Source organism: Mucilaginibacter sp. dw_454 (assembly GCF_018449775.1).
Lineage (GTDB): Bacteria > Bacteroidota > Bacteroidia > Sphingobacteriales > Sphingobacteriaceae > Mucilaginibacter.
The window spans coordinates 370,281-385,407 of record NZ_JAAVVB010000001.1; the positions used below are offsets into that span (position 1 = coordinate 370,281).

The following is a 15,127-nucleotide window of genomic DNA, read 5'->3' on the forward strand; positions in this document are numbered from 1 at the left end:
TACCAAATCGCAAAAAGTAATTCATTGCCGCCCCATTTATGGGACGGAACACTAAAATGAAGCTAATTGGCTTTAGCCCAAATAAGACTTATTTTATTTTACTATACAATGCCGCCACCTTACTGCGGCACTCATTGAGCAAAATTACACCTTGCGTTAAGTTATCAACCACATTATGCTTAAATGCTTTGTTGCGGTGATTTTGAGCAACCTGGCGCAGTAATTCATCATTTTCATAAGCTTTAAAATCCAACGCATTATAGATTTCGGCGCTATTAAAGTTTGGAAGTTTTAGGTTATCAATCTGCGGGCGATTATCCGTCAGGATCTTTTTCAGATCTACCACGTTTTGCTGCAGGATACGATAGGTGTTAGGAAAGTGATGGTCTTTAAGCCCGCCATGATTAATGAGGTTGATGAGGTTGTTTTGATTGACGATAATGGTACCCGCTTTTTTATTGAAACTTACCGCAAATGCTTTAATGTTTATACGGTCGGGGCGATGGGCAATCATGTCGGCATTGTCTGTCAGTTGTGAGCAAAGTTTAGACACTAAATTTAACGAATGCAGGTAACGCAAATAAGGAGTAGTACCGGCAAAGTTTATTTGGGCTATTAGTAAAAAAATGAGTAGCAGCAGTATCTTTTTCATGTCGAATTTTTGATTTCTTGGTTATGTAGAAAGAGAAAATTTCTTGTTTTGTTTAAATAAAATGTCGTTAGTGTTTATTACACAGTGCTTTTCAACAATTCCATTTTCTTCGTCCAAACACCAAAAAAAATCTTACTTTTGTATCCCGTACACAAACAATTGATACAGGCCTAAAACCGGTATCAAAATTCAAAATTTCAGATGACTAAATACATATTTGTTACGGGCGGTGTTACCTCTTCGTTGGGGAAAGGCATTATCTCGGCCTCACTGGCAAAGCTCCTTCAATCGCGCGGCTACAGCGTAACCATCCAAAAGTTCGACCCTTATATCAACATCGATCCCGGAACGTTGAACCCCTACGAACACGGCGAATGCTATGTTACCGAGGATGGTGCAGAAACCGACCTTGACCTTGGCCACTATGAGCGTTTTTTAAATACGCCAACATCGCAGGCTAATAATATTACCACTGGTCGCATTTATCAAAATGTCATCAATAAAGAGCGTGAGGGCGCTTTCTTAGGCAAAACCGTACAGGTTGTTCCGCATATTACCGACGAGATTAAACGCAACATCCGTATGTTGGGCGAGGATGGTAAATACGACATCGTAATCACCGAGTTGGGCGGTACCGTAGGCGATATCGAGTCGTTACCTTATATCGAGGCCGTTCGCCAGTTTAGATGGGAGATAGGCTCTGGTAACTCACTGGTAATTCACTTAACGCTGATCCCTTTTTTGGCTGCTGCCGGCGAGTTGAAAACCAAGCCAACCCAACACTCTGTTAAAATGTTACTGGAATATGGTATCCAACCGGATATTTTGGTTTGCCGTACAGAGCATCACCTAAATATGGATATCCGCAAAAAGATAGCCTTATTTTGTAATGTAAATATCAATGCGGTTATCGAGTCGATTGACGCATCGACCATTTATGACGTGCCTTTGCTGATGCTGAAAGAACAGTTGGACAAAACCGTATTAACCAAGTTAAAACTTCCGCATAAAACAGAACCGCATCTGGACAGCTGGAAAGATTTCCTGGGCCGTTTAAAAAACCCGACATCCGAAGTAAAAATTGGCCTGGTGGGTAAATACGTTGAACTGCCTGATGCTTATAAATCAATCATAGAATCATTCATCCACGCCGGCGCTAAAAACGAGTGCAAGGTGCATGTAACATATATCCCGTCAGAAACTCTAACTACCGGAAACGCAATTGAAAAGCTGCAGGGCCTGCATGGTGTGCTGGTTGCACCTGGCTTTGGCGAGCGTGGTTTTGAAGGTAAGATAGAGGCAATACGCTATGTGCGCGAAAATAACATTCCGTTTTTTGGTATCTGTTTAGGGATGCAATGCGCAGTGGTTGAATTTGGCCGTAACGTTTTAGGATTAAAGGATGCAAGCAGTACGGAAATGAACCCGGAAACGCCGAATCCGGTTATTGCCATGATGGAAGAACAGAAAAAAGTAGTAAATAAAGGCGGTACCATGCGTTTAGGTGCATACCCTTGCGATATCAAAAAGGGTACAAAAGCCTTCGCTATTTATGGCGAGCAACACATTAGCGAGCGTCACCGTCATCGCTATGAGTTTAATAATCAGTATCTTAAACAATATGATGCTGCAGGCATGCAACCTTCGGGCATTAACCCGCAGAATAACCTGGTAGAGATTGTGGAACTGAAAAATCACCCGTTTTTTGTGGGCGCACAGTTTCACCCCGAATTAAAATCAACAGTTGCTAATCCGCACCCACTTTTTATTAACTTTGTCGCCGCTTCAATGGCCTATGCCCGTAAGAAGTAAGTAATTTTGAGTACGATACGATAGCAATGGATAGAAATACGTTTACAGGATTATTCCTGATCATGATTATTATTTTCGCGTCATTCTGGTTGTTAAAACCATCTGATGCGCAATTAAAGAAAGAGGCCGCATTACAGGCGCAATTAAAAAAAGGAAAAACTGCCGGTGCTGGTGCTGATAAAAAAACAGCAGTGCTTGACACCACAAAACTTGGCCCTAAACCGGTTGATTCGGCTATGCTGAAAACGCCTTTTGGTTCAAGCTTACAAGGGGTTGAAAAACTGGTTACCATCGAAAATAAGGACCTGCGCGTTAAATTGAGCAGCCTGGGTGGTCGCATTTATTCGGTAGAGTTGAAAAACTTCAAAACTGCCGACCAAAAACCTTTGATTTTATTTGAGGGTGATGCCAATAAGTTTGGTTTTAGCTTCGCCACGGGCGTTGCTACGATCAATACCAGCGAGCGTTATTTTACCCCAAGTGCAGCAGGTTTGCAGGTTGCAGGTCAGGATTCGTCGGCTATCACCATGCGTTTAAGCTATAGCCCAACACAGTATATTGATTATATATACACCCTGAAAGGCGAAGGCTATAAAGTTGGCTTAACCATTAAAGCTACCGGCCTGGATAATATCATAGCCAATGCCAGCAGCTTAACATTGGATTGGGAAAGCAGCCTGCATCGTTTAGAGAAAAGTGCACAACTGGATCATCAGTATTCCATGATCCAATACTACGATACTAATAACGATTTTGATTTTTTTGGCGATACTAAGGACGATCAGAAAGATATTGCCGACAAAAAATTAGAATGGGTATCGTTTAAACAACACTTCTTCTCGAGCGTGCTGCTAAGCAAAGATGGCTTTACCAAATCAAGCCTTTCTGTCAGTACAGATACCAGCAATCATGCCGATATTAAACAACTGAAAGCCAGCTTAACCGTAGCCCGCAACAGCGATGGTTCTTATCCATTTGATTTTTACTTTAGTCCTAACAAATATTCGTTATTAGCTGCCCAGGGCCATGGCTTTGAAAAGCAAATTAACCTGGGTTGGGGTCCATTAAAGTACATCAACCGTATAGCGGTATTGCCGGTATTTAACGTATTAACCAAGTTTAACTGGAACTACGGTTTAATCATCCTGGCGTTGACAGTTATCCTTAAACTGGTATTGTCGCCGTTAACGTACAAGTCTTACCTGTCAATGGCTAAGATGCGTGTGTTAAAGCCAGAGATGGACGAGATCAAAGGTAAAGTAGGTGAGGACAATCCTACATTGTTACAACAGGAATATCTCAAGCTCTATAAAAAGGCAGGTGTAAATCCACTAGGTGGCTGTTTGCCTTTAGTGCTGCAAATGCCTATTGTTATTGCATTCTTCCGTTTCTTCCCGGGACTGTTTGAACTACGCGGACAAAGCTTCCTGTGGATGCACGATTTATCAACTTACGACTCATTCATCAACTTTGGTGTTAACATACCGTTCCTGGGCGATCACTTAAGTTTGATGTGCGTGTTGATGACGATATCAACGCTGATCTATACTTATTTCAACAACCAGATCTCGGGCGTAAGCGGACAAATGAAGTATATTGGTTACATCACGCCGATCATCTTCCTGGGTGCTTTGAACGGCTACCCGGCAGGTTTAAACTATTATTATTTCCTGGCAAACATGTTTACCTTCTTACAGCAATACATTATCCGTTTAATGGTTGATGACAAGAAGATCCATGCGCAGATCCAGGAAAACAAAAAGAAACCGGAAGATACCAAAAAGAAAAAATCAGGTTTCGCCGCTAAAATGGAAGAGATGATGCGCCAGCAACAACAGGTACAGGCGACGACTAAGAAGAAATAGTGGCTAGTGATAAGAGAATAGGAAAAGGCCTGCATTAGCAGGCCTTTTTTCGTAGAGACGCATTGCGTCTAATAACCCATCCGCCGCGCGTCATTGCGAGGTACGAAGCAATCTCTACACATGTTAATCAATGTCCGTAGTCATCGTGCGGGCTATCGCCAAATTAGATTTATCCTATTGACTGTCTGTTGCAGAGATTGCTTCGTACCTCGCAATGACGTTAATTGATATATCCCATCAAATTAATTTTTCGTTTAACTAAAAATGTTAGTAAAATCTGCTAGATTTGAATTGTGTACGCGGTAGTAGATATAGAGACAACAGGGGGGCATGCTAATGCTAACGGCATCACAGAGATAGCCATTTGCCTGCATGATGGTAAAAAGATAACCAAACGCTTTAGTACACTGGTAAATCCCCGCAGGGATATCCCTATCTATATTCGGGCGTTAACAGGTATTACCAACGAGATGGTGGCCGATGCCCCGCCGTTTGAAGACGTGGCAGCAGATATTTACCATTTGCTGCATGGCAAGATCTTTATTGCCCATAATGTCAACTTCGATTTTTCTTTTGTTCGATACCATTTGGCGCAAGCCGGGTATGAACTGCAATGCAATAAGCTATGTACGGTAAGGCTGGGACGCAAGATCTTGCCCGGATTGCCATCATATAGCCTGGGTAAGCTTTGTCATCACTTGGGGATAGACAATGAAAGCCGTCACCGTGCTATGGGCGATTGCGAAGCAACCGCCGAGCTGTTTAGCCTGCTGATACGTAATGACCGCGACGACCATATTAAACAGGCGCTAAAACAAAATTCTAAGGAACAGGTACTACCACCACATTTGCCTAAAAAGGCGGTGCAGGATCTGCCCGATACGCCCGGCGTTTACTACTTTCACGATCATAAAGGCAAAGTCATTTATGTAGGGAAGGCTAAGAATATCAAGAAACGTGTAAGCAGCCACTTTACAGGTAATAACCCCGGTCAGCAACGACAGGAGTTTTTGAAGAACATACACCAGATCACCCACCAGATTTGCGGTACTGAGCTTATAGCCTTTGTATTGGAAGCTGTGGAGATTAAACGCCTGTGGCCTAAATACAACCGCTCACTGAAACGATTTGAACATGCCTATGGTTTATATATGTTCGAAGATCAGCGTGGCTACATGCGCCTGGCGGTGGACAAATACCGCAAAGACACCGGCGCAATATACACCTGTAATACCATATTTGAAGGCAGGACGATATTGAACCAACTGATAGAAATGTTTGCGCTGTGCCCAAAACTCTGCTTTATCCAAAGCAATGCCGGGCCATGCACCGGTGTTGCCAAAGAGCAATGCGCCTGTACCGGTATTGAGCCTGCCGATGCCTATAATGAAAAAGTTAACCTGGCCATAGCCGAACTTAATAACGCTTTACCAACCTTCGCCATCCGCGATGACGGCAGAACAGATGATGAGCACAGCTGTATTTTGGTTGAGAAGGGTAAGTTTTATGGCATGGGTTATATCTCTCATTATTTCCAGGTAGAGAATGTGCAGCAGCTTAAAGACTACATCACCCCATATCCCGGTAACGATTACATTAAGAACCTGGTAGCTAATTATGCCGAGAAGTTTCCGCAGCGTAAGGTGGTGTTTGGGTAGGGGTTTATCCCCAACCCGTCATCGCGAGCGATAGCGTGGCGATCTCTTGACAACGGATAGGCGGCGAGAGATTGCCACACTCGTACCTCGTTCGCAATGACGGCTTGGAAAATAATGTGGTTATCGAGAGTATAGTTAACAAATCCACCTTCGGCATCATAATTGGTAAGTCTTTAATACATCAAACTATTAAAAACTTAAGATTATGAACAGCATTAATCAAAATCAACCCGAAGATAATTTTAAAGACCTGAATGGTCCGGAAGCATTAACCAAGTTGAAAGAACTGGCAGAAGATGCTAAAACCTGTTTCTTTACCAGCAATATCAAAACAGGCTTGCCATCATCGGCACGTCCAATGACGGTGCAGCAGGTTGACGACGAAGGTAACCTGTGGTTCCTGATTGCAAACGACAGCGAAACCTACCACGAACTAAAAAGTGAACCGCTTGCCCAGTTATTCTTTCAGGGATCGAAATATTCTGACTACCTGAATGTATATGGCTTGGTTACACTAAGCGCCGATAAAGAAAAAATCAAAGAATTCTGGAAACCGATACTAAAAACCTGGTTTACGGAAGGAGAGGCTGACCCGCGCATAGCCGTAGTGAAACTGGAACCTACCGAAGCTTACTATTGGGACAACAAACACGGTAATGCTGTAGCTTTCATTAAACAACTAGCCGGAGCAGCCATTGGTAAAACACTGGATGATTCTGTTGAAGGGAAGATAACTATTTAAGATCCGATATTACCTAACGAAATTACATCCGCAATAATTTACTTCACTTTATTTTTGATAACAGTTTTTTTAAATTATACTTGCTCTTGTCAACCTGTTTGATAACCAATTATATGCCTGAATCACATCTCAACAACTATTACGGGTCTATATTAGATCCGTTACATGGTGACATTAAATTATCCGAAATCGAAAAGTGGATCTTGGCTCAACCGATATTTTCACGGTTGAGAAAAGTCAAACAGAATTCGTTTTTATATTATGTATTTCCTTCATCAAATCATACACGATTTGAACATTCTGTAGGTGTGATGCACACTGCAGGCAGGATCTACAATTCTTGTAAAGAAAACTACAATACCGGGATAAAAAAAGCTCAAAAATATTTCCAGGCGGAGAGCGAATTGTTTTTCGATCTAGATCGCTTAGGAACCCAAGAAGGTATTTTTTATCAGGAACTTAGACTTGCAGCGCTTCTTCATGATATTGGGCACGGGCCGATGTCGCATTTGTTTGATTCGTTTGCAATATCCAAGAAAACTTTTTTAGACGTAATCGAAAATGACCTAGTAGTAAATAAATATAGATCAGGATTTGAAAAGCTTATAGAAGCAAGCGACGGCAAAGTCGAACATGAATTGATTTCATGTTTATTTGTGTTTTACTTAATCGATACTTTGAAAAAACAGAACATTGACGATCCTGATAAATTCTCGCCAATAGTACAGCAAAATATAAGCAATATTGAAGCTGAAAGAATTGTGAAAATGATAGAACCCAAATTTGTGGGGATAACAAATATAATTGATGATAACGGCGTTGATTATACGAGTTTTTTTTCTCGAATTATAACAGCGTTTCCTATTGATGCTGATAGAATGGACTATTTCTTAAGAGATAGTTATTTTGCGGGTGTAACTTACGGGATTTATGATATCAATAGAATTTTTTCTTCGTTTATACCGATAATTGAAGATCAAGTTGTAAAACTGGGATATAAAGAAAGTGGATCTGACTCTATGTTGAGATTCATCCAATCCAGATCTCACTTATATAATCAAATATATTTTCACAAAACAAATCGGGGGGCAAATCTAATGCTTACTCATTCTACCCTTACTTTGACAGGCTCTGAAACTAAATTGCTTGATGATTGTGAAAAACTAACAGATATAGTAAAGTTTTATGTGGATAATGGAGATGAGTTTTTCTTAAGAGAAACTATAAAAAAATATAATGATAAGAGCGGGAAAACTATCGAAAACGAAATTCTTAACAGCTTAATAAACAGGAAATTGTTTAAACGAATTTATAGAAAACGTATAACAATAAGTGCAGAAGACACAAAAGCTTTCGCTAAGGTTAACGAGACGGTAAAAGAGATTAGAAATAAACTAACCGCGTTAAATGCCGACAGAGAAAATAACACCTATTCGGCAATTGACCTTAGTAAAAATGAAAATTATAAAGATTCTGGTGAAGATAAAGCGGTTCTTTTGATAAAAAAAGGTGCAGCAGGATACGAAATATCTGACAAGTGGTTAACGCACAGTTTGGAATTTAAAAATTTAAACTTAATAACATTAACAGTCAGAATATACATCAAGCGTACTTTTAATAATTCGAAAGAATTTGAGAAAATTAGTGAAAGTATTTTAAGTGCGTGTAAATCAGAAATTAAAATAATTGAATCAATTAATTAGAATCCCTCGGTATAATTTCGGCTTTTTCTAACTCCAGCTGCATCTGCTTTTGCAAACTCTTCGCTTCCTCACGCGCAGCGTCTGCAAAATCCTCACCATTGCCAGCGTAAATAATTGAACGTGATGCATTAACCAGTAAGCCGCAATCTTTGGTTATTCCATATTTGCAAACATCTTCTAAGCTGCCGCCCTGTGCGCCAACGCCGGGTACCAGTAAAAAGTTATCGGGGGCGTATTTGCGTATGTCGGTAAATTCGGTGCTTTTGGTGGCGCCTACAACGTACATAATACGGTCTGCACCGGCCCAGGTGTTGGCCTTTTTGATAACGGTTTCGTATAGATGGCCATCGCCGGTGTTAAGATATTGAAAATCTTTGCTGCCTATAGATGATGTCAACGCCAGGATGATCACCCATTTGCCCTCATATTTCAAATACGGTGTAACGCTGTCATTGCCCATATATGGGGTAACCGTAATAGCGTCGAAACTCATGCCCGATGTTGTTTCATCAAAAAAGGCACGTGCGTATTTATCAGAGGTATTACCAATGTCGCCGCGTTTGGCGTCAATAATATTTAAAGTATCCTGTGGTAAATATTTCCAGGTGGCTATCAGGCTTTGCAGGCCCTTCACACCATAGCTTTCATAAAAGGCAGAATTGGGCTTATAAGCCACGCAAAGGTCTTTAGTGGCGTCTATAATACGTTTATTAAACTCAAAAACAGGATCGGGGTATTGTTTTAAAAACTCGGGGATCTTGTCGACATCTGTATCCAAACCAACACATAGAAATGATTTTTTTTGTTTAATCTGGTCTATCAGTTGCTGGCGTGTAATCATAAGATAATCTGGAAGATGAGTTTTAATCGCCCAAAAAAACTAAAAATTAGCTTAATTGTTCAGTTAAAAAAGATATTTTTTTTAAAAGTTTGTTTTCTGAATTTTAATGATTAGAATTGCAGTGTTTTCCTTTGAGTTTTTCTTGCACTAAAGAATAATTTTTCAATCCCACGTTATATATCATTAGTATACCTGGTTTTAACAGTGCAAAAACAAGCTGCAAAAAATTTCTTTTTCAAATAACTATCTGAGCATACTGTAAGTCTCACGTATAACTGTTGTAATAAAACCCCTTTTGAACCCATAATTCATATCATGTCTGATACTACCGAATTGAACGACAAGCTCGTTTCTGAGTTGCGCGAAATTGCCAAAAGTTTAGGTGTTCCTGATGCCGACTCGCTACGCAAGCCCGACTTAATAACTAATATTGTACAAATGCAACAGCTTATCGAAGCTGCCAGAGCACAACAACAAGTTGTTGAAAATAACTATACGCCGATAGGCGCACAAAAAGAAGAAGCCGGCGAGAAAAAAGTACGCGCCAGAATACGCACCACTACTACTAAAATAACCAAACCACGTGTTGAGGTTCCGTTAGACGATACTAATTTATTTGATGCACAAGATGACGAGCCGCAAGCTGATGACGAGGTAATTAGCGAAAATATTCCTGTTAGTGAGGATGAAGGTCAATCACCACAACAGGAAGGCGAAATAGCTGCTGAATCTTCAGCCGATCCTAATGCTGAACGTCCTCAAAAATTTGAGCGTCGCGTGCAGCAGCAAAAAGCGCCTGAACCCGCTATCAATCTTGATTTTGACAACGTAATTGTAAATGAAGGTGTATTAGAGATCATGCCTGATGGTTATGGTTTCCTGCGCTCATCTGACTATAACTATCTAACTTCGCCTGATGATATTTATGTATCACAGTCGCAAATAAAATTATTCGGTCTTAAAACAGGCGATACCGTTCGTGGCAGCATCCGCCCGCCAAAAGAAGGCGAGAAATATTTCCCGTTGGTACGTGTTGAAGCTATTAACGGCCGTATCCCTGCCGAAGTACGTGACCGTGTTCCTTTTGATCACTTGACACCGCTTTTCCCTTCAGAGAAATTACATTTATTTACAGATCCGGGTAATTATTCAACCCGTATCATGGACCTTTTCTCGCCAATAGGTAAGGGCCAGCGTGGTTTGATCGTGGCACAGCCTAAAACAGGTAAAACCATGTTATTAAAGGATGTGGCTAATGCTATCGCCAAAAATCACCCGGAAGTTTACCTGATCATTCTATTGATTGATGAGCGCCCTGAGGAGGTTACAGATATGGCCCGCAGCGTACGCGCCGAGGTTGTTTCGTCAACATTTGATGAACCTGCCGAGCGTCACGTGAAAATTGCTAACATCGTTTTAGAGAAAGCTAAACGCATGGTTGAGTGTGGTCATGACGTGGTAATTTTGTTAGATTCTATCACCCGTTTAGCTCGTGCTTACAATACGGTAGCACCTGCATCTGGTAAAATATTATCAGGTGGTGTTGATGCTAATGCGTTACACAAACCAAAACGTTTCTTTGGTGCTGCCCGTAACATTGAGGATGGTGGCTCATTAACCATCATTGCGACAGCGTTGACAGAAACCGGATCTAAAATGGACGAGGTTATCTTTGAAGAGTTTAAAGGTACCGGTAACATGGAGTTACAGTTGGATAGAAAACTATCAAACAAACGCGTATTCCCGGCTATTGATATTACTGCATCAAGCACACGTAGAGACGATTTGCTGTTGGATAAAGAGACTTTACAACGCATCTGGATACTACGTAACCACCTGGCCGATATGAACTCGATAGAGGCTATGGAGTTCTTGCAGAGCCAGGTTAGAGGCACAAAAACTAATGAAGAGTTCTTAATCTCGATGAATTCGTAGATAGAGATTAAAGGTTGGAGGTTGGTGATTAGCGTTTTAACTAATCTCTGATCTCCAATCACTAATTTCTAATCATAACTTAATCGACTGTTATTGATTTATTAAGTTAATACTAATACCTTCACCCCTGAAATGAGAAAGCGGGTAAAAAAGCATGTCCCTAACGCAATAACCTGTTGCAACCTGTTTAGCGGTTGTGTGGGGATTGTATTTGCCGTGCAAGGCAATTTAGTTACCGCGGCCTATGCCGTTTTCCTGGCAGCTATATTTGATTTTTTTGATGGATTTGCTGCACGTGTACTACAATCGTTCTCGGGAATAGGGAAGGAACTGGATTCGTTGGCTGATGTGGTAAGTTTTGGCGTTTTGCCTTCAGCGATATTATACCAGCTTTTCTTACAGGCTCCGCAAATCCATGCCGTTAGCCAGTTTTTAAACTTCAGCGCGTTTTTGATCGCGGTATTTTCTATGCTCAGGCTGGCTAAGTTTAATACCGATACCCGACAGGCTGAAATTTTCATTGGCTTACCAACACCGGCAAATGCTATTTTAATAGCGTCATTCCCATTAATTATCGATCAGCACCCGGGTCTTTCCAAGATCATATTAAATCCATTTGTTCTTTCTGCATTTGTGGTGGTGATGTGCGCATTATTAGTAGCTGAATTGCCGCTTATGTCGCTCAAATTCAAGAATAAAGACCTTAACAAAAATATTTATCGCTATTTGCTGCTGTTGTTCTCGGCAATATTGATACTATTTTTTAAATTTGCCGCTGTTCCGGTGGTTATATTTATCTATATCACCTTATCAATTGTTCAATTTAAAATAGCCCACGACGATGTTGCAGGCGCTCAAAAAGAGTCACAATAACATCGTTCACAAAATAAAATCACTCCATGAAAACGTTTCAAGCCGAAATTGATGTAATGCCTAAAAAAGAAATACTTGACCCGCAAGGAAAGGCGGTGACAGGTAGCATGAAAAATTTGGGCCTTGCCGAAATTCAAAATATCCGTATCGGCAAACACGTCTCTTTACAAATTGAAGCTGAAAGCGAAGAAGTTGCTCGCGAAAAAGTTGACTTAGCCTGTAAAAACCTTTTGGCTAATTTAATTATGGAGAGTTATACTTTTAAACTAGAGCAGGTTTAAGGCTTAGCCTTGTGCTTCTGCTTTTATTTGCTGAAGTGCAATAGCGCTGGCGTTAATTAATGTTTGCACTTGTTCAAACCTGGCAATAACGTCCACTACATCCGGCTGGCCTGATTTGCAGGCTAATTCAATTTGTTGGATTAAAGCCTGACTATTCAGCATACCAAAAAAGCCCAACGTAGCCTTCATTTTATGCGCAGCTGATGCGGCCGTGGCCCAATCCATCTTCTCGAATGCATTACTTACTTCCTGCATTGATATAGGGGTTTGTTCCAAAAACATATCAATCGACTCAATAATAAACTCATCACTGCCATCAGCAATTTCCTGAAGGAGCGAAAGGTCAAGGTCAAGGTTGGTTAAATCGACTGCCATATTTTAGCTTTATATCCAAATTTATAATTTTTTTACAATTAAGTTATCCTTTAGATCTTTTTTGAGTTGAAGGTTAGTTTTCTTCAAAACCGGGTGAATAAAGTTGGGTGCCAGCTCAACTAAAGGGGCTAAGGTAAATGCCCGGTTTTGCAATTGCGGGTGCGGAATGCTCAGCCCCGGCGTATCAATAATATCGTTATTGTAATATAAAATATCGATGTCAATAGTACGCGATCCCCATTTCTCCTCGCGTTTCCTTCCCATCACCTGTTCAATAGACAATATTTTATCCAAAATTGTTTGGGCCGATAAATCTGTTTTTACTTCCACAACCATATTCAGATAATCGGGTTCATCAACTTTACCCCATGATTGGGTTTCGTAAACAGACGAGATCCGCATATCAGGCGATACATCAAACGATATATGTAAGACGGCCTGTTGCAGGTATTCCTTTCTGTCGCCCATATTACTGCCTAAAAGCAAAAAAACGTTATTCATTGTTGTAACAAATATTATAGATGGCGCTCTTAATAAATATTATCCCAAGGGTTTTATTAAGTTTGCATAGATATAAATATTTATAATAGTAAATGAAGCAATTTTTCAAATTTGTGCTGGCCACTGTGGTTGGCATAATTTTATCTACCATAATTATCATCCTTGTAATTGCAGGTATAATAGCCGGCGCCAGTAGCGACAAGAGCCCGACAGTTGATGCAAACTCCATATTACACATCGAGCTAAAATACCCCATCTCAGAACGCACACCAAACAACCCATTAGCTAACCTTAACTTTTTAGGTTTAGATGGCGATAAATCAATCGGACTAAAAGATATCCTGGCTAACATTAAGAAAGCCAAAACCGACGATAATATTAAAGGGATTTTACTGGATGAAAGCTATATGCTATCTGGCCAGGCTACTACCGAAGAGATCCGCAATGCCCTGATAGATTTCAAAAAATCAGGCAAATTTGTAATTGCTTATGCCGAGGTTTATACCAAAGGATTTTACTACCTGGCATCTGTAGCAGATAAGGTTTACATTAACCCCAAAGGCATTTTTGAGTTTGACGGTTTTAGTTCTGAACAGATGTTCTTTAAAGGCGCGTTAGATAAACTGGGCATTGAAGCACAGGTTATTAGAGTAGGTACGTTTAAAAGCGCTGTAGAGCCTATGATCCTGACCAAAATGAGCGATGCTAACCGTTTGCAGGTAACCTCATACCTTGGCTCTTTATATGGTCATTATTTAACCGGTATAGGCAAAGCACGTGGCATTAACAAAGATTCGCTATTTAACTACGCTAACGAGGCGCGCATACAGCAGCCCGAGGATGCTTTGAAACTAAAAATGGTTGACGGCCTTAAATACCGCGATGAGGTATTGGCTGAGTTGAAAACCAAATTAGGCGTTAAGCAAAAATCCAATTTAAACAGCGTTGAGATTGGCGATTATGGCAACACATCAACCGATGATGATACCAAAGAAGTTTCTACCAACCGTATTGCTGTAGTTTATGCATCGGGCGATATTGCCAGCGGTGATGGTGACGACAATAGCATAGGTTCTGAAACTACCTCAAAAGCATTGCGCAAAGTAAGATTGGACGACAAAGTTAAAGCTGTGGTACTGCGCGTAAACTCGCCGGGGGGTAGTTCTTTGGCAAGCGACGTGATTTGGCGCGAGGTAATGCTGACTAAAAAAGTGAAACCGATTATTGTATCGATGGGCGATGTAGCAGCATCTGGCGGTTACTATATCTCGTGCGCTGCCGATTCTATCTACGCGCAGCCAAATACCATTACCGGCTCGATAGGTATTTTTGCCATTTTGCCTAATATGCAGAAGCTATTTAACGACAAGTTAGGTATAACATTCGATGATGTAAAAACCGGTCAGTATGCCGATTTGGGTAACACCAGTCGCCCGCTAACCCCGGCCGAGCATCAAATTTTGCAGAATCAGATCAATCATGGTTATGACGATTTTACAAAAGCCGTAGCGCAAGGTCGTCATAAGACACAAGCTTATATTAACAGCATTGGCCAGGGCCGGGTATGGACCGGCGAGCAAGCCCTGAAAATAGGCTTGGTTGACCGCTTGGGTAATATTGATGATGCTATTAAATCTGCAGCTAAAAAGGCTAACGTTAAAGACTACAAGCTGGTAGCTTATCCTGAACAAAAAAGCGTGTTAAATAAACTGGGTGAAAGCTTCAGCGTGCAAATGAAAACCCGCATGCTTAAATCTGAACTGGGCGAAAACTACCCGGTTTACGAGAAGATAAAAAGTCTGACATCCATGATGCGTACTCCGCTTGCCCGTATGGAGTATGATGTGGTGGTGAAGTAGATTTAGTCGATGGTCCATAGTCCATGGTCG

General features: G+C 40.9%; 13 protein-coding genes. 9 read left to right on the forward strand and 4 right to left on the reverse strand.

Annotated features, from left to right (window positions below):
- Nucleotides 1-88: 88 nt before the first annotated feature.
- On the reverse strand, nt 89-652 hold the full coding sequence (locus HB679_RS01800; protein ID WP_214070223.1) for a hypothetical protein: 564 nt from the start codon (nt 650-652) through the stop codon (nt 89-91).
- Nucleotides 653-853: 201 nt separating this feature from the next.
- On the opposite strand from HB679_RS01800, the gene HB679_RS01805 reads away from it, so the two are divergent.
- From HB679_RS01805 to HB679_RS01825, 5 genes are all read left to right on the forward strand, one after another.
- Nucleotides 854-2,464, forward strand: coding sequence for a CTP synthase (locus HB679_RS01805; protein WP_214070224.1), 1,611 nt, complete (start codon nt 854-856; stop codon nt 2,462-2,464).
- Between the two features lie 26 nt (nt 2,465-2,490).
- Complete coding sequence (yidC, locus tag HB679_RS01810) at nt 2,491-4,329, forward strand: membrane protein insertase YidC (protein ID WP_214070225.1); 1,839 nt, start codon at nt 2,491-2,493, stop codon at nt 4,327-4,329.
- A 293-nt stretch (nt 4,330-4,622) separates the two neighbouring features.
- Nucleotides 4,623-5,987 (forward strand): exonuclease domain-containing protein, encoded by a 1,365-nt coding sequence (locus tag HB679_RS01815; protein WP_346345127.1) that lies wholly within the window; start codon nt 4,623-4,625, stop codon nt 5,985-5,987.
- A 205-nt stretch (nt 5,988-6,192) separates the two neighbouring features.
- Entirely contained in the window at nt 6,193-6,729 is a 537-nt protein-coding gene (locus HB679_RS01820; protein ID WP_214070226.1) for a pyridoxamine 5'-phosphate oxidase family protein, read from the forward strand.
- 113 nt (nt 6,730-6,842) lie between these two features.
- Complete coding sequence (locus tag HB679_RS01825; RefSeq protein ID WP_214070227.1) at nt 6,843-8,432, forward strand: HD domain-containing protein; 1,590 nt, start codon at nt 6,843-6,845, stop codon at nt 8,430-8,432.
- Here the strand turns inward: HB679_RS01825 and pyrF are convergent.
- Complete coding sequence (pyrF, locus tag HB679_RS01830; RefSeq protein ID WP_214071235.1) at nt 8,425-9,270, reverse strand: orotidine-5'-phosphate decarboxylase; 846 nt, start codon at nt 9,268-9,270, stop codon at nt 8,425-8,427. The two genes, HB679_RS01825 and pyrF, sit on opposite strands and share 8 nt — an antisense overlap.
- Before the next feature lie 318 nt (nt 9,271-9,588).
- On the opposite strand from pyrF, the gene rho reads away from it, so the two are divergent.
- From rho to purS, 3 genes are all read left to right on the forward strand, one after another.
- Complete coding sequence (rho, locus tag HB679_RS01835; RefSeq protein ID WP_214070228.1) at nt 9,589-11,208, forward strand: transcription termination factor Rho; 1,620 nt, start codon at nt 9,589-9,591, stop codon at nt 11,206-11,208.
- Between the two features lie 132 nt (nt 11,209-11,340).
- On the forward strand, nt 11,341-12,081 hold the full coding sequence (gene pssA, locus HB679_RS01840; RefSeq protein WP_214070229.1) for a CDP-diacylglycerol--serine O-phosphatidyltransferase: 741 nt from the start codon (nt 11,341-11,343) through the stop codon (nt 12,079-12,081).
- A gap of 26 nt (nt 12,082-12,107) precedes the next feature.
- Nucleotides 12,108-12,362 carry a phosphoribosylformylglycinamidine synthase subunit PurS gene (gene purS / locus HB679_RS01845; RefSeq protein WP_214070230.1) on the forward strand — a complete coding sequence of 85 codons (255 nt, stop codon included), beginning with the start codon at nt 12,108-12,110 and terminating at the stop codon, nt 12,360-12,362.
- Between the two features lie 3 nt (nt 12,363-12,365).
- On the opposite strand, the gene HB679_RS01850 is transcribed toward purS, so the two are convergent.
- A complete protein-coding gene (locus HB679_RS01850; protein WP_214070231.1) occupies nt 12,366-12,737 on the reverse strand; it encodes an Hpt domain-containing protein in 372 nt (123 codons plus the stop codon).
- Between the two features lie 21 nt (nt 12,738-12,758).
- Nucleotides 12,759-13,238 (reverse strand): 2-amino-4-hydroxy-6-hydroxymethyldihydropteridine diphosphokinase, encoded by a 480-nt coding sequence (folK, locus tag HB679_RS01855; RefSeq protein ID WP_214070232.1) that lies wholly within the window; start codon nt 13,236-13,238, stop codon nt 12,759-12,761.
- 92 nt (nt 13,239-13,330) lie between these two features.
- Between folK and sppA the strand changes: the two genes are divergently transcribed.
- The gene (gene sppA / locus HB679_RS01860) at nt 13,331-15,097 is read left to right on the forward strand and encodes a signal peptide peptidase SppA (protein WP_214070233.1); all 1,767 of its coding nucleotides are present in this window, start codon (nt 13,331-13,333) and stop codon (nt 15,095-15,097) included.
- The last annotated feature ends 30 nt before the right edge of the window (nt 15,098-15,127 follow it).

Coding starts and splice junctions, on each gene's coding strand:
- HB679_RS01820 (WP_214070226.1), top strand. CDS start 6,193: ATGAACAGCATTAATCAAAATCAACCCGAAGATAATTTTAAAGACCTG.
- folK (WP_214070232.1), bottom strand. CDS start 13,238: ATGAATAACGTTTTTTTGCTTTTAGGCAGTAATATGGGCGACAGAAAG.
- HB679_RS01800 (WP_214070223.1), bottom strand. CDS start 652: ATGAAAAAGATACTGCTGCTACTCATTTTTTTACTAATAGCCCAAATA.
- sppA (WP_214070233.1), top strand. CDS start 13,331: ATGAAGCAATTTTTCAAATTTGTGCTGGCCACTGTGGTTGGCATAATT.
- yidC (WP_214070225.1), top strand. CDS start 2,491: ATGGATAGAAATACGTTTACAGGATTATTCCTGATCATGATTATTATT.
- HB679_RS01805 (WP_214070224.1), top strand. CDS start 854: ATGACTAAATACATATTTGTTACGGGCGGTGTTACCTCTTCGTTGGGG.
- purS (WP_214070230.1), top strand. CDS start 12,108: ATGAAAACGTTTCAAGCCGAAATTGATGTAATGCCTAAAAAAGAAATA.
- HB679_RS01825 (WP_214070227.1), top strand. CDS start 6,843: ATGCCTGAATCACATCTCAACAACTATTACGGGTCTATATTAGATCCG.
- pssA (WP_214070229.1), top strand. CDS start 11,341: ATGAGAAAGCGGGTAAAAAAGCATGTCCCTAACGCAATAACCTGTTGC.
- HB679_RS01850 (WP_214070231.1), bottom strand. CDS start 12,737: ATGGCAGTCGATTTAACCAACCTTGACCTTGACCTTTCGCTCCTTCAG.
- rho (WP_214070228.1), top strand. CDS start 9,589: ATGTCTGATACTACCGAATTGAACGACAAGCTCGTTTCTGAGTTGCGC.